Origin of the sequence: Streptomyces longispororuber, from assembly GCF_014656095.1 — a bacterium.
Taxonomy (GTDB): domain Bacteria; phylum Actinomycetota; class Actinomycetes; order Streptomycetales; family Streptomycetaceae; genus Streptomyces; species Streptomyces longispororuber.
The window spans coordinates 1-18,415 of the sequence record NZ_BNBT01000166.1 but is presented as its reverse complement, the minus strand read 5'-3'; the positions used below and the strand labels follow the sequence as shown (position 1 = coordinate 18,415).

Below are 18,415 nucleotides of genomic sequence, written 5' to 3'. Positions count from 1 at the left end.
GGCCACGGCGGGCCCGGAGCACCCGGCGGGCCCGGCGGGTTGGGCGGGTTGGGTGCGGGGGGTGGCGGGGGGCCGGCCGCTGCGGGGGCTTGGGCGCAGGTTGCTGCCGGGGCGGGGCCGCGGGCCGGTGCCGGCACGGAGACGGCGGCAGGCGCGGAGACGGCGGCGGGGGCGGGGGCGGGGGAGGTGGTGCTGGCGCTGGGCACGGAGATCGACCGCCTGCACCGGCGGATCGAGGCCCTGCGGCTGCAGCAGCGTCAGTTGCTGCGCCGTTTCGAGGCGCTGACCGCGGGCGCGGGCACACCGCTGTCGGCTCCCTGACCCCCTGGCCCGCCCCTTCGGACGTACGGCCCGGGGGGTTGGCGCGGTGTGCGGCGGCCGGGCCGGGGGACGGGAGACGCCCCCGGCCCGGCCGCCGCGGTGCAGGGCGGGCCGGCACGGGGGCGGCCCGCCCGGGCCCTGTCGCACACCAGGCTGGCACAGTGCGCCACAGACCTGCTGGAGGATCACCGGGGCGGGGCCCGGCCGGAGGGCCTGCGGGGGGTCGGGGGGTCAGGCGGGCGGGCGGGCGGCCAGGGCGGCGCTCAGGGCCTGGGCCAGGTCGGCGACGGCCTGCCGGCAGGGGCGTTCGGTGCCGGGCCGGCAGCCGGCGCCCAGGACGACCAGCGGGCGGCGGGCGGGGGTGTGCAGGTGGCGGGCCAGGTCGTAGGCGAGGGCGCCGGCGCCGAAGTAGGCGGCCAGGGCCAGTTCGGTGTGCTCGCCGGTGTGGGCGCGCAGGGCGTGCAGGCACTGGGTGAGGGTGGCGGTGCCCGGGTGCAGGGCGGTGAGGGCCTCAGGTCCGCTGTAGTGGTGCGGCAGGCCGGTGTGGCAGTGGTGGGGGGTGCCGGGGGTGGTGATCAGGCACAGGGTGCCGGCGCGGGGGTGGCGGGCGGGGCGCAGGAGTTCCAGGCGGGGGGCGGGGGCGGGGGCGGGGGCCAGGCGCGGCAGGCAGCCGGTGGCGCGCGGGGCGTGGGGGGCGGGGGTGCGGGGGGTGGGGGTCAGGTGGGAAAGGACCTGGGTGACGGTGGTGGTCCTGGTGGCGGTCAGGGGCAGGTGGCGCAGCAGGCGGGCGGTGTGGGCGAGCAGGGCGGCCACCTGGTCGTCGTGCAGGTGGCGGCGGTCGTGGGCGGCGGTGAGGACCAGACAGCCCAGGTGGTCGTGGCGGGCCAGCACGCTCAGGGGGTGGGCGGTGGGTTCGGCGGTGGCTTCGGGGTCCTCCACGCGGATGCCCTGGGCGGCCAGGCGGGCGGCGAGGTCCTCGCCGGGGCGCTGCTGGGGCTCGAAGCTGAGCACGGTGGCGGGGGCGGGCTGGCGGGTCCACTGCTGGATCTGGGCGGGGCTGAGCCATTCGTAGGCGGCGGTGTCCAGGTGCTGGTCGCGTAGCTGGTGCAGCAGGGCGCGCACGGTGGTGGCGGGGTCCACGTCCACGCTCACCGGCAGGGCGGTGGTGAAGGGGCCGGGGATGCGGGTGATGTCCTCCAGGGCGATGGTGCGGCCGGGGTGGGTGACGCTGAAGCGGATGTGGCCGCGGCGGCCCGGGTGGTGGATGTGGTGCAGCAGCATGGCCCACACCGCGTGCAGCACGGTGCTGTCGCCCACGCCCTGGCGGGCCGCCCAGGTGGTCAGGCGGGCGGCTTCGGCGCGGGTGAGGCGGGCGCGGGTGCGGCCGGTGCGCTGGCGGGCCGGCCCGGGCGCCGGGCGGGCGGCCGGGCGGCCGGGGCGCGCGGCGCGAGGTCCGCGGGCGGCGGGCGGGGCGGGCCGCGTGGGGGCGGGCGGCGGCGGGGCGGGGGCCGGCGGCGCGCAGCGGGTGCGGGTGCTCCACAGATCCTGTGCGGCGCGGGTGTCCTGTCCGGCCAGCCAGCGCTGGTAGTCGCGCAGGTCGGGGCGGCGTTCGCCGCCGGGCAGGGTGCCGGTGAGGTAGGCGCGGTAGAAGGCGCGCAGCAGCACGCGCACGCTCCAGGCGTCCAGCAGGGCGCGGTGGTAGGTCAGCAGGACCTCGGTGGGGGCGCTGGGGCCGTGGCCGGCGGCCGGCGGCTGGGGGGCGCCGTCGAGCAGGGCGACGCGCAGCAGGCCGGGGCGGGTGGGGTCGAAGCCGTGGCGGCGTTCGTGGTCGGCCAGCGCCTGGCGGGTGAAGGCGGTGGGGGGGTGGCGCTGGATGGTGGGGCGGGCGTGGGCGTGCACGGCCAGGCGCGGGCCGGGGCCGGGGCCGGGGGTGATGGCGGTGCGCAGCACGCTCTCGCGGTCGAAGACGGCCTGCCAGGCGGCGGTGAAGCGGGCGGTGTCCAGGGGGCCGTGCCAGCGCCAGGTGAGCTGGGCGACCTGGTGGTGGGGGTGGGCGGCGATGTCGGCGAGCAGGTGCTGCTGCAGGGCGGTGGGCTCGCTGTAGTGGGGCAGGTGCGGCCAGCTCGCCTGCTCGGGGCCGGGCTGGGGGTGGGGGGTGCTGAGCAGGTCGGCCAGGGCGCCCAGCGGGTAGCCGCCTTCCAGGTACAGGGTGTGGTGGGCGGGGCCGTGGCGGCGGATGCGGGGGCGGGTGCGGGCTGCGGCGGGGCCGGTGGCCAGGTGGGCCAGGGCGGCCTCCAGCAGCACCGGGTCGAGCAGGCCGTGCAGGTCCAAGGTCGGCTCGCCGCCCCGGCCCCGGCCCGCGCGGACACCGTCCGCACCACCCGCGCGGCCACCGGCGGAGGCGCCGTCAGGAGTGCCCTCAGGGGTGCCCTCAGGGGTGCCGTCAGGGGTGCCGTCAGGGGTGCTGTCAGGGGTGCCGTCGGGGGTGCCGGGGTGCAGTACGGCGGTCAGCGGCCGGTGCGCCGCGGTGCGGTTGTCGCTCATCGGCTCTGCGGGGCGCGTGGCCCATCGCCTGCCGCCGCGGTCTCGCGGCGGCCCGGTGGTGCCGGCCCCGTCCTCCTCTCCCATGGCCTGGCCGGCTGCCGGCGCTGCGGCTGCCGTGCCCTTGCGGGCCGCCCCGCCCAGGCGGGGCGGCTGTTGCCGGCGCAGAGGTCGAGTATCGTGCGCTTCCCCACACGGCGCTGACGCCGCCCTGACACGCCCTCACCACCCCCTCCAGGGGCGGGGGCGGGGCAGCGGGGCGGGGTGGGGGCGCCTGCCGCCGGCGCGGGGGCGGCCCCCTTTCCCGGCGGCCGGCCCGGAGCGGGGCGGGTCAGCGGGGCAGGGCGTGGGCCATGGCCGACTCGGCGTGGGCGCGGGCCGCTTGCAGCACGCTGCGGCTGTCGCGGCCCAGTTCCTCGCGGACCTGGCGGCGTACCTGGGTGAGCGCCTCCTGCTCGCGCCGGGCGGCGCGGGCGCTGTGGGGGACGTCGGTGCTGCGCAGCCGGGCCGGGCCGGCGGCGCCGGGCAGGGCCTCCTCGCGCAGGACGACGTGGTGCTGGGCGCTGAGGGTGACGCCGCCGGGATCGGGCACCACCGAGAACTCCCCGCGGTGCGCGGCCAGCAGCCCGCGGGGCTGAAGTTCCTTGAACACGATGCGCTGGGCGTGGGGGAAGCACACCCGTACCGAGCGCACCGTGCGGGCAGGGGCGGCGGGCCGGTGCACCCGCAGGGTGACCTTCTGGATGCCGGCCTGGGGCTCCTCCACCCGCGCCCCGGCCACGTGCGGCAGGTGACTGCTCCAGTCACCGGCCTCGTAGAGGAAGCTGTAGAGGAGTTCGGGGGGGGCCGTTGACCCGCAAGGACTCCTCGAAGGACAGCGTCAGGGCGTCCAGGCGGCCAAAGCGCCGGGCCACCGCGCCCAGACTCTCCAGATCGGCGCGGGCGTTGGCCAGGGTGGCGCGGGTGAGCCAGGCCACGTCCTCGGGGCGGTCCCCGACCGCGCTGAAGGCGTGCTCCACCCGCAGCCGGCAGCGCCGGGGGCCGGCTTCGGTGATGGTCCAGGTGCCGCCCATCGAGGCGGCCGGCTCCATCAGCAGGTCCTGGCGGTAGGTGACGGTGCGGCGGGCGGCGTCCTGCACCCGGCTGGAGATCCAGGACTTGACCTGCCCGTCGGCGATCACCCACATGCGCAGCCGCTCCTGGGTGCCGTCGTAGTCGAGCTGCTCCACGTGCACGTTCGCGGGGAAGTACAGCGGCCACCGCACCGGGTCGGCGACCAGCGCGTAGACCACACCCGCGGGCGCGGCCACGTCGATTGCGTGCGATATCCGGTGAACACGCTCGCCCGACACCGGCACCACCTTCTCTTGGGACCGTGCCGCCCGGCTGCCGTGTGCGGCGCAAGGGGGGCTTGTCTGCCCGGGCGGCAGCAGTCGTGTTGGTCGTCATCCACACACATACGTCATGCGTTTAGCGGTCACTCAACGGTTGCGCACACGGCTCGACGCGGGCCTGAGAACCTCTCGAGTCCGCCTCGAGCACCACCGCCTCGCACACCACCGGCTCGCACACCGGGGCCGGCACACCACGGGCTGGTGCGCATGTTCCGGCGCCGGTACGGGCGATGCGGGCGGTACGAGCGGTACGGGTGATGCGGGCGGCGCGGTCTCCTGCGGAGGCGCGGTGTCCTGCGGAGGGTCCGGCACGGGGTTGGGGAAGAAGGCTGGCGGGTGGTGGCCGGTCGGGTGGGTGGGTGGTGGCCGGTCGGTCGGGTGGGTGGGTGGTGGCTGGTCGGGTGGCCGGTCGGCGGTGCGGGGGGGTGGGGGTCAGGCGGCGTAGAGGTCGAAGGTGGAGCTGCGCCGGGAGCTGGCGAGGACGTCGAGTTGGGGGTCGACGGCGAGCATGGCCTGGTGCAGGCGCTGCACCTGCGGCGAGGGCTCCACGCCGAGCTCGTCGATCAGACGGGCGCGTAGGCGGCGGTAGATGTCCAGGGCCGAGGCCTGCCGGCCCGAGCGGTACAGCGCCACCATGGCCTGGGAGTGCAGGCCCTCGTGCTGGGGGTAGCGGGCGGTCAGTTCGGTCAGCTCGGCGATGAGTTCGGAGTGCCGGCCAAGGCGCAGGTCGGCGTCGATGCGCCGTTCCAGGGTGCCCAGGCGGCTCTCCTCCAGGCGCATCACCTCGATCTCCAGGATCGGGCCGGTGGTGACGTCCACCAGGGTGGGCCCGCGCCACAGGGCCAGCGCCCGGCGGAAGTGGTCGGCCGAGGCCGCGTCGTCACCGGCCTCGAAGGCGCCGCGGCCCTGGATGACCAGGTGTTCGTAGTGGTAGACGTCCACGCTCTGGGCCGGTATCTGCATCAGGTAGCCGCCGTGGCGGGTGGCCAGCACGTCCTTGGCGCTGCCGGGGGCGTCGGGGCCCATCGCGGTGCCCAGGCGCCGGCGCAACTGCAGGATGTAGGTCTGTAAGGTGGTCAGCGCGCTCTGGGGCGGCTGCATGCCCCAGATCTCCTCCATCAGGATGGGCACGGGCACCAGCCGGCCCGGCGAGAGGGCCAGCAGGGACAGTATCTGCCGCGGCTTGCCCGCCGTCGGGACGATCGATCCCCCGTTGACGTTGGCACTCAACGGACCCAGAACCTGTATCTCCACGGGTTTCCTCCGCACTCCGTCGGGTTCTCTTCAGTGGCTGATGCCGTCATCGCGAGCACATTAACGGCCGTTGTGCGGCATCCCCGTTCTTCTCAAGCAGCCCTCAAGACGGCTTCCGGTCCGTGCTTTTTTCCTTCCTTGCGCCGCACCCGCAGCCGCCGAAGGGCGGCGAAAGCACACGCCACCGACCCGCACATGTTTCTTTTTGCAAAATCCCGGTGGGTGCGTCCCTTTGCGAAAGGACGCCGCCCGTCACTCTTCTCTTTTTCCTGCCGCTTCCGTTTCCCGCTTCCGCCCCCGGCTAGCGAAGGCTCCTGCCCGCCGGGCGGGGGCTCCTGCCCGGCGGGCGGGGGCCGGGGGCCGGGGGCCAGGGGTGCTCCGGCGGCCGGGGGCCCGCGCGGCCTGCTCCCGAAGGGCACGCGGGGCGGGCCGGGGGCCGGTGGCTTGGCGGGCTGTGCAGTTGTCCCCCGGCCGCCGGGGTGGTGCCACCGGCGGCCGGGCGGTGGTGGACCGGCCGCGCCGGCAGGTGCCGCCGGCCCCTCCCCCGCCCCCGTGCTCCCGTCCCCGCCGCTCATACCACGCCCGCCGGTGCGCCGGGCGGCGAGCGGCCCGGGCTGAGGGCGTTCGGTCCGGGCTGGAGGCGTTCCGTCTGGGCTGGAGGCGTTCCGTCTGGGCTGGAGGCGTTCGGGGGCTGCTTGTGCTTTGGGGCCGCGGGCCGTGTCCGCCCCGGCGGGCGCGGGGCCCGGGCCCGGCCGGGCCGGAGGCGCCGGAACGGGAGGGCCGGGGGTGGGGTCAGCCGGCCGGGACCAGGCGCTCGGGGGCGGGGCCGGCGGCGGGGGCGGTGGATTCGGGGCTGGCCAGCAAGATGGAGTGCTGCAGGCGCCGCAGGGCCACCGACGGCTCCAGGCCGAGCTCGCGCACCAGCGTGGCGCGCAGCTTCTGGTAGACGTCCAGGGCCTCGCCGCGCCGGCCCGAGCGGTGCAGCGCCAGCATGAACTGGGCGTGCAGGTTCTCATGGGTGCGGTGGCGGTTGACCAGGACGGTCAGCTCGGCGAGCAGTTCGCGGTGGCGTCCCAGGCGCAAGTCGGCCTCGATGCGCTGGTCCAGGGCGCACAGGCGGCTTTCGTTGAGCCGCTTGATCTCCACCGTGAGCTGGCTGCCGGCCGGGACATCGGCCAGCGCGTCCCCGCTCCACAGACCCAGCGCCTCACGCAGCCGGCGGGCGGCGCCGGGGAAGTCCCCGGCGTCCATGGCCCGGTAGCCGGTGCCCGCCAGGTGCTCGAACTCCTTGACGTCGTGGCGCCCCTGCCCGCCGGCGAGCAGATACCCGCCCGGGGTGGTCACCAGCACGTCCTTGGCCGAACACCGCCCTTGCGGCCGCACCGGGGCGCCGTCGGGGCCCTGGCGCAGGGCCCGGGCGATGAGCTCGCGCAACTGCAGGACGTAGGTCTGCAGCGTGGTCCGGGCGCTGCGCGGCGGGGTGGTGCCCCACAGCTCCTCGGTCAGGGCGGACAGCGGGACCACGCGGTCGGCGTGCAGCGCCAGCAGTGCCAGCACCTGGCGGGGCTTGGGAGCGGTGGGCGTGACGGACACTCCGTGCTCCGAAATCGCCAGCGCGCCGAGTACGTTGATGTCCACAGCGTCTCCCCTGTCCCGTGGATGCCGCCGCCCGCGGGGCGGTCTCTCACCAGAATTCAAAAACAGTCCACGCGGTTTGTCAATATGAAACCGCATGGATGGTTTCTAAATCTTGTCCGGGCCCCCGGTGCCCCGCCCCGGCGCCCCCGCCGCCTCCGGCGCCGCCCTGCGCCGCCGTGCGGCCCGCGCGGCCCGAACCGGCCGCGTCCGGCCTGGTGTTCGGGGGCAGGCCGGGGCGCCGTCCGGGCCTGCCGGTGACGGCGCGGGCGGGGCGCCGGACGGGCGGACAGAACAGCGGCTTCAGTCGGTTTCCCGGCAGCGGCAGGGCCCGGCCTCCGGGCCGGAGCCGGCCGCGGTGTCCGGGTGGGGGTCGGCGCCCGGGTGGGGGGTGGTGTCCGGGTGGGGGGTGGTGCGGGTGGTGCCGTAGGGGGTGAGGGCGGGCAGGGCGTGCGGGGGGGCCAGGCGGGGCAGCATGAGTTCCCAGTAGTGGTTGACGGTGGTGCGCGAGACCCATTTGGGGTTGGCGCTGCCGAGGACCTCGAAGCCGACGGTGGCGGCCAGGACGGCCATGGAGGCCTCGGTGGGGGCCACGTCGGGGGCCAGTTCGCCGTCCGCGGCGGCGGCGTGCAGCAGGTCCTCCACCCAGCACTGCCAGCGGCCGCGCAGGTCCACCGCTTCGCCGCGGCGCGGGGTGGTGCCGGCCAGTTCGAAGCCGGCGCGTACCACCACGTCCTCCTCCAGGGCGCTCATGAGCTGGTGGGTGGCGTCGACCAGGCGCTGCAGGCGGCTGACCGGGGCGCGGCCGGCCTGGCGGGTGATGCGGGCCAGGGCGTCGGCGGCGACTTCTTCCACGGCCTGGGCCAGGACGTGTTTGCTCTCGAAGTGGAAGTGCAGGGCGCCGCTGCTGACCTGGGCGCGGCGGCTGATGGTGCTCAAGGAGGCCGCCTGGAAGCCTTCTTCGGCGAAGGTCTGGGCGGCCGCCCGCATCAGCAGCTGGCGGGTGCGCGCGGCGCGCGCTTGCTGCACCATGGTGGTTCTCCTGGTCGTGGGGGCTTGTCCCGAAGGCGGATGTCGTGCACCGCCTGGGAGGGTGCGAGGCGGCAGGCCGGTTCCCCCCTGTCCCCCGGTTCTCCCGCTTCTCCTGGTTTCCCCCGCTCCCCCTGGCCTTTCCGGCCTCCGGCGGCCCCCGGGACCTGCCCGCCGGACCCGGCCCGCCCGGTGGGCCCGGTGGGCCGGGTGGGCCGGGTGGGTGGTGCCGCCGGTGCGCCGGGGGGCACTTTGGACGGGCGCGGGGGTGCGGGGCCGCACGGGCCACAGGCCGGGCACGGACCGCACGGACCGCGCGGGTGGCGCGGGTGGCGCGGGTGGCTGGGGCAGTTCGGGCGGAGCGGGTGGAGGGGGTGGTCGGGGCCGGGGGCCGGGGGGGGCGGGTGCCGGGGGCGGGGTTACTGGGGCGGGTTGCCGTGTTTGCGGGCGGGCAGGTCGGTGTGTTTGCTGCGCAGCATGGCCAGGGCGCCGATGAGGACCTCGCGGGTGCGGGCGGGGTCGATGACGTCGTCGACCAGGCCGCGTTCGGCGGCGTAGTAGGGGTGCATCAGGGCCTGGCGGTACTCCTCGATCAGGCGCTCGCGGGTGGCCTCGGGGTCGGCGGCGGCGGCGATCTGGCGGCGGAAGACGACGTTGGCGGCGCCCTCGGCGCCCATCACCGCGATCTCGTTGGTGGGCCAGGCGTAGGTGAGGTCGGCGCCGATGGACTGGCTGTCCATGACGATGTAGGCGCCGCCGTAGGCCTTGCGCAGGATGAGCGAGATGCGCGGCACGGTGGCGTTGCAGTACGCGTACAGCAGCTTGGCGCCGTGGCGGATGATGCCGCCGTGCTCCTGGTCGACGCCGGGCAGGAAGCCGGGCACGTCCAGCAGGGTCAGCAGGGGGATGTGGAAGGCGTCGCACATCTGCACGAAGCGGGCGGCCTTCTCCGAGGCCTCGATGTCCAGCACCCCGGCAAGGACCTGGGGCTGGTTGGCGACGATGCCCACCACCTGGCCGTCCAGGCGGGCCAGCGCGCAGATGATGTTGGTCGCGAAGCGCTCGTGGACCTCCAGCACCTCGCCGTCGTCGACGATCTCGGCGATCACGGCGGCCATGTCGTAGGGGCGGCTGGTGTCGGCCGGCACCAGGTCCACCAGGCGCGGGGCGGCGCGGTCGGCGGGGTCGGTGCACACCGCCGCCGGGGGCGGGGTGCGGTTGTTGGCCGGCAGCAGGGACAGCAGGTAGCGCACCTCGGCCAGGCAGGTCTCCTCGTCGTCGTAGGCGAAGTGGCACACCCCGGAGGTCTCGGCGTGCACGTCCGCGCCGCCCAGGCCGTTGTGCGAGATCTCCTCGCCGGTGACCGCGCGCACCACGTCGGGGCCGGTGATGAACATCTGCGCGCTCTCGCGCACCATGAACACGAAGTCGCTCAGCGCCGGGCTGTAGGCCGCGCCGCCCGCGCACGGGCCCAGCATCACCGAGATCTGCGGGATCACCCCCGAGGCGCGGGTGTTGCGCCGGAAGATCCCGCCGTAGCCGGCCAGCGCCAGGACCCCCTCCTGGATCCGCGCCCCGGCCCCGTCGTTGAGCGACACCAGCGGCGCCCCGGCCGCCAGCGCCATGTCCATCACCTTGTGGATCTTCGCCGCGTGCGCCTCGCCCAGCGCCCCGCCGAAGATGCGGAAGTCGTGCGCGTACACGAAGACCGTGCGGCCCTCCACCGTGCCCCAGCCGGTGACCACCCCGTCGGTGTAGGGCCGCTTGTCCTCCAGCCCGAACCCCACCGCCCGGTGCCGGCGCAACTGCTCCACCTCCCGGAAGGAGCCCTCGTCCAGCAGCAGCGCGATCCGCTCCCGGGCCGTCAGCTTGCCCCGCGCGTGCTGCGCGGCCGTCGCCCGCCGCCCCGGCCCGTCCAGCGCCAGCGCCCGCACCGCCGCCAGCTCCGCCACCCGCCCCCGCGCATCCCCCGCCCCAACCCCCCGGACCGCCCCGGCCTCCCGGGGCTCACGGGCCTCCCGAAGCTCCGGGGCGGCCTGGGGCTGTGGGGTGTCCTGGGGCTGCGGGGTCTGCGGGGTCTGCCGGTCCGGCAGGGCCTGCGGGGCCGGTGCGGGTCCGGCGGCCGGGGCGGGCCCGGCGGCCGGGACCCGCCGGACCTCCTCCGCTGCCTCCGCGGCCTCCGGAACCTCCGCGACCTCCGCGACCTCGGGGGCCTCCGCGACTTCCGCGACTTCCGGGGCCTCCGGGGTCTCGGGGGTCTCGGGGGTCTCCGGTGCGTCCTGGGCGGGTGCGGTTTGCGCGGCGGTTGCGGCGGGCTCCAACACCGTCGTCATGACGGTCCCCTTTCCTGCGAGTTGCCAAGGGAGGCACGGCCACCTGGGTGCCACCTCCACATACTAACAAACCGCCTGTGCGGTTTGTGTGTTTGAGATGGGGAGATGGCCGGTCACCATCCCTGCCGTCGGGGCAGCGGGCCGGCCGCCGTCCAGCTCTCAGGAGCCTGGTAGGCGCCCGCGGCCCAGCCGTGGCCCGTGCCCGCGGCCGGCGCGCCGTTGTCCGGTTTTGGGCCCCGCTCCTGCGCCGAGAGCAGCGACAGGAGCGTGACCACCACCGCGGCCAGCTCCTCCTGCGTCGCCCGGCCCCGCGTGACCTGGATCAAAGCGGCCTCGTCCGGCACGTGTCCCACCTCCGCCTGTCTCACCCCCGCCACCGTCCACCGGCGTACTCGAAAACCGCTCGGGCCCGCCTCGCGATCAACTCCGGCCCCCGGCCAGGACGCCTGTGGCCTTATTCACGAGTCGTGACGGCGGTTGTACACGGGTTTGGGAGGCGCCCAGATCCACGGTCGGGTGATGTTCACGAGTTTCGTCAGCACCGAGGTACTTGCCAGGACAGCATCGGCGTGTTCCCGGTGAAAGGTCCTGGTCATGCCGCAGATGTCGAAGGTCGAGCTGTACGCGGCGATCCGGCGGGACCACCGGGCCGGCATGACGATGCGGGAGCTGGAGCGCAAGTACAACGTCGCCTGGCGGACGGTCCGCAAGGCTCTGGACTCGGCCTGGCCGGAGCCGCGCAAGCCGCGGCCGCCGCGGCCGTCGGCGCCGTCGCCATCGCCTCCAACAAGTCCTTCGGCGGGTGGACGAAGACGTTCACCGACCCCCGCCTCTGCGCGGCCATCGTGGACCGCCTGACCTTCAACGGCACGATCATCGAGACCGGCACCGACTCCTACCGGCTTGCCTCCACTCGGGCCCGGGCCGAACAACCAGCCAAGGCCGTCTGACAGCCTTCTTTCAACTCGCCACCCTTCACGGGTGGCGGGACGCCGACCAGCCGGTTGTCACTGGCCGAGGGCACCGTTCTGCTCCAAACCGTCCATGAACTGCTCATGCACCCTCAGCTCACGCCCTCTACCCGGGCTCGTCAAAACGATGGTCTTCGCCTCCACGAGCGACGTCGGACCCGCCCCCAGCAGTTCACGCGTGATCACCACCGCATCAAGCACCTCAACCCGCCGCTCACTCAGCAGCCGCTGCACGGCAGCCATCCCGCCGTCCCCGGCCAACAGCGGCCGGCACTCGTCGACAAGCGCTTCAAGGCGGGCCGTCCTCTCCGGGCTCAGCCCTGTGATCGCCATCGCGGTGTTCCTTCCCTCGCAGATCCGAACTCCTCCCCGATCATCCCGGACACTCGGACATCAGACTGCCTTCATTTTTCTCGTGAGCAACAGCGAGCCAGTGGATCACCAACTGCCTCCCAGACTGCTGAACAAACGCTGCTGCCTGAAGTGAACGAAGCCACGCCTGGACACCTCCCCGCACCCCCACCACCCCCGGTGGCTCCGGTGTGCCCGGTACTTCTGGCACCCCTGCTGCCTTCTGGGGTCCGTCCGCCGCCGCGGTGGCCTTGGGGCGCGGCCGGGGGGTGCTGCCGCTTGTGCGGGCCGGGTGACCCGGGCCGGCGGCGGTGCGGCGGGGTGGTGGCCCGGAGGGTCCCCCGGGGGGGGCGGCCCGGGCGTGGCCGGGGTCTTGGGGGATGGGGTGGGTGTCAGTGGTGGCAGAACTGGGTGCGTACCGCGGTGTCCTCCAGGGCTTGTTCGCCCCAGCCGCCGTTGGAGTTCAAGGCCAGTACCCGCTCCCCGCGGGCGGAGACCACCGTGCGGGTGGCCGAGCCCGGCAGCAGGCCGCCGTGGCCCTGGCCGCCGTCGACGGGCACGCCCGCCAGCAGTTGGGTCATGAAGGTGTTGATGTCCGCGGCGGTCGATATCAGCTCTCCGGCCGACAACGCCACGCTGGAGCCGAGTTCGGTGACCTCGCGCACCGTGGCCGTGGGTCCCTGCTCGAACAGGGAGCCGGGGCCGTGGCTGGGGCCGGGCCGAGGCCAAGCCCGAAGTCGCGCCGGGCCCGGGCAGAGAGCCGGAGCAGGGCCCGGGAGTCGGGCCGGGGGCGAGGTTGAGGCCGGAGACCGGCCGGGGCCGGGAGTGGGGTCTGCGGCCGGGCCGCGGATGGGCGTGGTGTGGCCGGGGCGTGGTGAAGCCCTGCGGCCGGGCGGGCCGCAGGGCTTTGGGCCCCCTGCCGGGGCGCGGCCGGGGGGTGCCCCCCGGGGCCTCTTGCCTGGCCGGCCGGGCGGGGGGCGCGGGGAGTGCGGGGGTCAGGGCTGGGGGTGCAGGATGACGGGCAGGGCGTCGTAGCCGTTGATGATGAAGGACTCCACCGGGGCCAGGCTCTCCACCGGCTGGGCCAGCACGATGTCGGGGAAGCGCTCGAACAGCCCCTCCAGGGCGATCTCCCCCTCCATCTGGGCCAGCGGCGCCCCCAGACAGCGGTGCACCCCGTAGCCGAAGCCCAGCTCATCACCCCGGTCGGCGCGCAGCACGTCGAAGACGGCCGCGTCGTGGCCCACCCGCTCGGTGTCCAGCCCGGCCGCGGCGAAGGACACCAGCAGCGCATCACCCTTGCGGATCGTGACCCCGTCCAGATCGATGTCCTCCACCGCGAACCGCAGCGGCGGATACGCCGCCGGATTGCGCAGCCGCATCGTCTCGGCCACCACATCCCCCCACCCGGCCCGCCCGGCACGCACATGCGCGAGCTGGGCGGGATCGGCCAGCAGCGCGGCCGCGGCGTTGACGATGAGCGTGGCCGCGGTGTCGTGCCCGGCCGCGATCAGCAGATACAGCGTGCCCAGCAGCTCCGGCTCGCTCAACTGCTCACCGCGGTCACGGACCTCGATCAGCGAACTGGTCAGGTCATCCCCGGGCCGGCGCCGCTTGGCCGCCACCAACTGCGCCATCATCTCAAAGGCCCGCTCATTGGCGGCGGCCATCTCCTGGGCACCGGCGGTGGTGTCAAAGACCGTGTGCACCCTGGCGCACAACTCGTCCCGGTCCTCCTCGGCCACCCCGAACAGCTCACAGATGATCCGCGTCGGCAGCAGATCCGCATACCCCGCCCGCAGATCCACCACCTGCCCCGGCCCCGCACCCGCCAACTGCTCCAGCAACAGCCCCGCACACCGCTGCACCCTGGGCCGCATCGCCGCCGTGCGCCGCGCGGTGAACGCCCCCGCCGCCAGCCGCCGCAGCCGGCGGTGCTCCGTACCGTAGGCGGTCAGCATGTTCTCGTTGTGCACCCAGGTGTACAACGGCCACCGCGGCGTGATCCGGCCCTCGATGAACGCCGGCCAGTGCCGCCGCGGATCCCGCGACACCCGCGGATCCATCAGCAACCGCTTGACATACTCGGCCTTCACCACCGCCCACGCCGGCACACCCCCCGGCAACTCCACCGGCACCGCCGGCCCCTGCCGCCCCAGCCACTCCGCCTGGCCGGCATGATGACGCCCCCGCACATCCAACGCATACGGGCAAGCAGTCAGCTCCATCAGCGCACTCCGTCCGCTCGGCAGTACCTACCCTTACTCACACACCCACCAGCAAGCCCACCAAGCCCGACAAGCCCGACAAGCCCAACAAGCCCGGCCGGTCCCGCAGACCCGGCAGCCACCAGATCCGCCAGACCCTCACAGACCCGGCACGCCCGGCGAGCCGCCGCACCCCGGGCGAACCCGGCGAACCCGCCCACCGGCACACCCACAAGACCCGCCCTCGTACACAACCGGCCGCCGTACACACGACCGGCGAACCACAAAAGGAGCGCGCCGGACACAACCCGCCCCCGGGAGGGGGCAGGCGGCGGGCAAGCCGCGCCTGTCCCGCCCCGGGGCCGTCGGCACCACCGCGCCACCGGCCGCAGACCGCGGACCGTACGAGACCACCGCCACTCCCCCTCTACGCCCCCATCCTCTGGCCTCTGGCTCCTGGCCTCTGGCCTCTGGCTCCTGCAGGCCCGAAGACCGTGAAGAGCGCAGACCACGACATCCACGAACCAAGGGGTCCTACGGGCCCCAAAGCCTGGGCAGTTCATCCCTCGGTACGGCTTGGCAGGACCTCGCGTGCGCACGCGGGCCCCCTTGGCGGGACCCGAGACCCGCACGGCCCCGGCACTCCGCCCCCCTCCCCCCTCTCTCCCGATCCGGTGCGCGTGCAGGATCCGCGGCCTGACTGCCCGGCGGATCTGGCGCCCGGGAGACCAGCAAACCGCCGACGGCGAAAGACCTGAAGACCAAAGACGCCGACACGTGCAACCAACAGCCCCCCAGCCACCGGCCACCCCCTGAGCGGAGGAGAGCCGGCAACGGCCGCCGGAGAACCGGAGAAGCGGATCCGCGGAAACGCGGCCCCCGCCTCGCGGGCCCTGCCTTGCGGGCCCCCGGCGGGGCCGGCGCGGCCCGCGCACGCCCCCGGCCCACAGGCCCCAGGTCCTCAGGCCTGCAGGTCCCCGGCCCTGAGGGGGCCGCCCACCCCCCTGTTCGCGCTATGGAGTTGAAAGGCAGCAGGCCCCTAAGGCCCCTGCCCGAACAGGGTCCGTCACCGCGGGGTCCGGCCCGGAACTGCACCCACCCCCGGGCGGGCTCTTCGAGCGGGACCGCGGGGCCGCGGGGTCGAGCGGCAGGGCCGGGACTCTCAGGGCCCGCAGGTCATCAACTGGTGCGGCAGGGCGCGGCCGGGATCCGGGGCCGCTCCCGCACCCCCGGGGCCCCGCCCGCACCCCCGGGGTCCCGCAGTGGCCCGAGGTACGCCTCCCGGCCCCCGCCCGCTTCCCCGCGCCGCTCCTCACCAGGTGCGGGGGCCGGCGGGGACACGGTGCGCCGGCGCCGGCCGGGCCCGCCGCCCGAAACGGCGGACAGCAAAGGGCCCGCAGGGCGACGGGGCAGCCGGTCCCCCCGTGGGAAGGCGAGGCGGCCGGTGGGGCGGGCGGGACGACCGGGGGCTGGACGGCCGGGGGCGGGGTCAGCGGCCGGAGGGTGGGGTCAGTGGTCGGGGGTGGTGTTCTCGCGTTCGTGGTGCAGGCGCATCGCCTCGGCATAGACCCACTCCCCGCGCTGGAGGGTGAAGTCCAGGCGGGCCAGCACCCCGGGACTGGCGATCGCCGACATCAGGTAACTGTAGAAGTCCAGCACCCGTTCCTGCAGGTCCTCCCGCCCGGTCAGAATGCTGGAGAGCACCTGCACCCCGGTGAACGCGGCCACGAACACCCGCACCACCCGCGCCAGATCCACATGCGGCAGGATCTCCCCGGCCGCCTTGGCCTGCTCGAACAGCGCCGAGGTGTGCTCCAGCCAGCCCTCCACCGGAACCCGCCGGTCCAGCAGGTCCTTCGGGCCGCCCTGCTCGACCGTCAGACGCATACTGCCCTGCACGATCGGATCCCCGGTCCCCTTTTGCAGCAGCCGCGCCAGCAGCACCGCCTCATCGATGGACATCTGCAGCTTCAGCTCATGCGCGGGCACCGGCGGCAACGCAGCCACCTGCTCGTTCAGCACCCCCTGCGCCAGCTCCTCCTTGGAAGCGAAATGAAAGTACAACGCCCCCTTGGTCAGCCCCGAGCGCTTCAAAATCTCGGAGATGGTCGCAGCCTCATACCCCACATCGTCAAACACCTCGGCCGCCGCCGCCAGGATCGCCTTCCGCGTCCGAATCGCTCGCTCCTGCCGCGCCACAAACCCACCTCCGAAACCCCCGTACCTCCTTCGCCCACAACCAGACGGGCCTAACACCGCCCCCCGGCACCACCCAGGCCGCGCCACACCCCGACCCCGCCGCCCCAGCCCCGCCCGGGCCGGCCCACCCCGCCACACACCACACAACCCACGGGACGAACCACCCCGACCACGACCGGCACGACCGTCACGGCCTGACCACCACCCGGACCACACCCGGAAGCGGAACACCCCCACAATAAAACCAGGCAAGCGGTTTGACAACGCCCCCGATCACCCCAACCCAACCCCCACCCGCACCCCCCAACCCACCCCAACCCACCCCCGCCCGGCCCCCGCCGCCCTTCCCCCGGGGCCCCGCGTCCCCGGCCCGCCGCACCCCCGCCCGCCCCAGAACCACCCCACCCCCGCCCCCAGAGCCCGGCCCGGCAAGGAGCCGAACCGGGACCGAAAAGGACGCTGGAGCAGGACGAAGCGGGGCCGCAGCGAAGGCGAAGAAGGGCCCGGGAACAGGAGCAAGGAAGCCGCCCCCGGGGCCGGCCACAGGCCCACCCGCCACCCGTGCACGGCCCGTTGGGCACCAGGCCCCCAACGGGCCCGCAACAGTTCCTCGCCCGGCCCCGAGCAACACCCTGGCACCCCCGCACCAGGCCCTGACCTGGCTCTGACCACGGCCTGACCAGGGCAGGACCGGGTCTTGACCGGGTTCTGACCGGCGCTCGGGGCGGGCCCCGTCGGCAAACAGCCCGGAGCAGGCCCGCAGCAGCCCGGGGCAGGCCGGGGCAGGCCCGCAGCGGCCTGGAGCAGTCCCGCACGGGCCCGACTCCGCACCCCGCGGCCCGGCCCGATCCCAGGACCCGCCCCCACCTCCAGGCCCCGCCCCGGGCCTGCTCCAAGACCCGCTCCGGGCCTGCTCCGGGCCGGTCTCGGGCATGCTCCGGGGCACTTCGGGACGCCCCCCCGGGGGGTGTCCTCATCGGGCCCGGGCGGCAGTGGGTCCGGTCTGTGGCCGCTGCCGCAGGGAGCTGTCCCGGTGCGGGCACCGGGGTCTGAGCGGGCCGGAATCCGACCGCAGGTGCCACCGGGGGCCGCACCGGCCCTCCCGGCCTGGTTCCCCGGGGCGCTGAAGGGCGCCCAGTGCCCTGTCCTGCCCCCGCTGCGAGGCCTTTTTCCAGCCACCTTCCACCCGGCCCCCGCCCGGGCCCGACCTGCCCGCACCCGGCCCCAACTCGCCGTAAAGCACGGCAACTTGGGCGGGGCGTGAGGGGCCGGAAAGGGTGCCGTCGAAGGTTTTACAAGAAACCGGGGGGTCCGTATCTTTAGTCCCCGAACTGTCCTCGTTCGAACTCGGCGTCGTACGGAGAGGTCCTATGACCCTGCTGACCGTTCCCACCGATCAGACCGTTCCGGCCGTTCCTCCCGGCCCCCCGCAGCCCGCCACCACCCCCCAGCCACCCGCCCCCGCCGAAAACCCCGGCCACGGCACACCCCCCGCCCCGCCCAGCGGCAGCGGCACGCACCACCCCCACGCGCCCGGCACAGCGGAGGATGCCGCGGACACCCAAACCCACCCCGCACAACCCACCCCGGCCCACCCCACCGCACAACCCGCCCCCACCGCACCGGTCCACCCCGACGGGCAGACCGGCCGTGACGGGCGGGCCGCGCAGGGCGCGTGGGGCGCGGGCCCCGGCCACGGCCTACAGCACGCAGGCAACGGCGCACCGGCCCACGCACCCACCGGCCGCGCGGCACAGACCGGCCCCGGCACACAGGATCACGCGCACACCGGCCCCGGCACTTTCGGCACACACCCCCAGACAACCCCCGCCCCGGCCCCGGGCACACGAGCCACCACGACCCCGACCCCAGCCCCGGCCCCGGCCCCGGCGGCGGCCGCGGCTGCGATCCCGGCCCCGGCAACGGCGGCGGCCCCGGCTTCGGCTGCTGCGGCTGTGGTGTCGGCCCCGGCAACGGCGGCCGCTGCGGCGGCGGCTGTGGTGCCGGTTCAGGCGGCCGCACCGGTGCTGCCCGCCCCGGCCCTGACCGCCGCGTCCGCGGCCGTCGCGGCCGTCGGAGTCATCGAGGCCCGCACCGCGGCCGCCGCGGCCGCCGTCAACGCCGAAGCCACCCAGGCCGTCCAAGCCGCCCAAGCCGCCGCCCAGGCCGCCCTCGACGCC

The 18,415-nt window shown here is 75.1% G+C and carries 14 protein-coding genes and 1 pseudogene; 3 read left to right on the top strand and 12 right to left on the bottom strand.

Translation table 11 applies throughout. From position 1 onward, the window contains the following. Nucleotides 1-186: 186 nt before the first annotated feature. Nucleotides 187-321: a hypothetical protein gene (locus tag IE330_RS39785; protein WP_268257374.1), complete on the top strand. Its 135-nt coding sequence runs from the start codon at nt 187-189 to the stop codon at nt 319-321. 231 nt (nt 322-552) lie between these two features. Here IE330_RS39785 and IE330_RS33010 read toward each other — a convergent pair whose 3' ends face one another. The 8 genes from IE330_RS33010 to IE330_RS32980 form a co-directional block, all read right to left on the bottom strand. Further along, nucleotides 553-2,865: a condensation domain-containing protein gene (locus tag IE330_RS33010; RefSeq protein WP_190139856.1), complete on the bottom strand. Its 2,313-nt coding sequence runs from the start codon at nt 2,863-2,865 to the stop codon at nt 553-555. A gap of 328 nt (nt 2,866-3,193) precedes the next feature. Beyond that, nucleotides 3,194-3,643, bottom strand: a complete 450-nt coding sequence (locus tag IE330_RS39355) for an SRPBCC family protein (RefSeq protein WP_229926101.1) — start codon at nt 3,641-3,643, stop codon at nt 3,194-3,196. A gap of 22 nt (nt 3,644-3,665) precedes the next feature. Continuing rightward, nucleotides 3,666-4,172, bottom strand: a complete 507-nt coding sequence (locus tag IE330_RS39350) for an aromatase/cyclase (RefSeq protein ID WP_229926100.1) — start codon at nt 4,170-4,172, stop codon at nt 3,666-3,668. 516 nt (nt 4,173-4,688) lie between these two features. Beyond that, a complete protein-coding gene (locus tag IE330_RS33000) occupies nt 4,689-5,510 on the bottom strand; it encodes an AfsR/SARP family transcriptional regulator (protein ID WP_190139855.1) in 822 nt (273 codons plus the stop codon). Between the two features lie 792 nt (nt 5,511-6,302). Further along, nucleotides 6,303-7,148, bottom strand: a complete 846-nt coding sequence (locus IE330_RS32995) for an AfsR/SARP family transcriptional regulator (RefSeq protein ID WP_190139854.1) — start codon at nt 7,146-7,148, stop codon at nt 6,303-6,305. Between the two features lie 300 nt (nt 7,149-7,448). Further along, nucleotides 7,449-8,177, bottom strand: a complete 729-nt coding sequence (locus IE330_RS39780; protein ID WP_190139853.1) for a ScbR family autoregulator-binding transcription factor — start codon at nt 8,175-8,177, stop codon at nt 7,449-7,451. Nucleotides 8,178-8,593: 416 nt separating this feature from the next. Continuing rightward, on the bottom strand, nt 8,594-10,507 hold the full coding sequence (locus tag IE330_RS32985) for an acyl-CoA carboxylase subunit beta (protein ID WP_229926099.1): 1,914 nt from the start codon (nt 10,505-10,507) through the stop codon (nt 8,594-8,596). Between the two features lie 113 nt (nt 10,508-10,620). Next, on the bottom strand, nt 10,621-10,851 hold the full coding sequence (locus IE330_RS32980; RefSeq protein ID WP_229926098.1) for an acyl-CoA carboxylase epsilon subunit: 231 nt from the start codon (nt 10,849-10,851) through the stop codon (nt 10,621-10,623). A 423-nt stretch (nt 10,852-11,274) separates the two neighbouring features. Between IE330_RS32980 and IE330_RS32975 the strand changes: the two are divergent. Continuing rightward, nucleotides 11,275-11,457: pseudogene (locus IE330_RS32975) on the top strand (ATP-binding protein); the annotation flags it as partial. Between the two features lie 57 nt (nt 11,458-11,514). Here IE330_RS32975 and IE330_RS32970 read toward each other — a convergent pair. The 4 genes from IE330_RS32970 to IE330_RS32955 form a co-directional block, all read right to left on the bottom strand. Then, nucleotides 11,515-11,811 carry a hypothetical protein gene (locus IE330_RS32970; protein ID WP_229926097.1) on the bottom strand — a complete coding sequence of 99 codons (297 nt, stop codon included), beginning with the start codon at nt 11,809-11,811 and terminating at the stop codon, nt 11,515-11,517. A gap of 410 nt (nt 11,812-12,221) precedes the next feature. After that, nucleotides 12,222-12,494 carry a hypothetical protein gene (locus IE330_RS32965; RefSeq protein WP_190139852.1) on the bottom strand — a complete coding sequence of 91 codons (273 nt, stop codon included), beginning with the start codon at nt 12,492-12,494 and terminating at the stop codon, nt 12,222-12,224. Between the two features lie 330 nt (nt 12,495-12,824). Further along, nucleotides 12,825-14,057, bottom strand: a complete 1,233-nt coding sequence (locus IE330_RS32960; RefSeq protein WP_190139851.1) for a cytochrome P450 family protein — start codon at nt 14,055-14,057, stop codon at nt 12,825-12,827. 1,488 nt (nt 14,058-15,545) lie between these two features. Next, nucleotides 15,546-16,235: a ScbR family autoregulator-binding transcription factor gene (locus tag IE330_RS32955; RefSeq protein ID WP_190139850.1), complete on the bottom strand. Its 690-nt coding sequence runs from the start codon at nt 16,233-16,235 to the stop codon at nt 15,546-15,548. A gap of 1,997 nt (nt 16,236-18,232) precedes the next feature. Here IE330_RS32955 and IE330_RS32950 point away from each other — a divergent pair. Further along, on the top strand, nt 18,233-18,415 hold a 183-nt coding region (locus tag IE330_RS32950), incomplete at its 3' end, for a hypothetical protein (protein WP_229926096.1).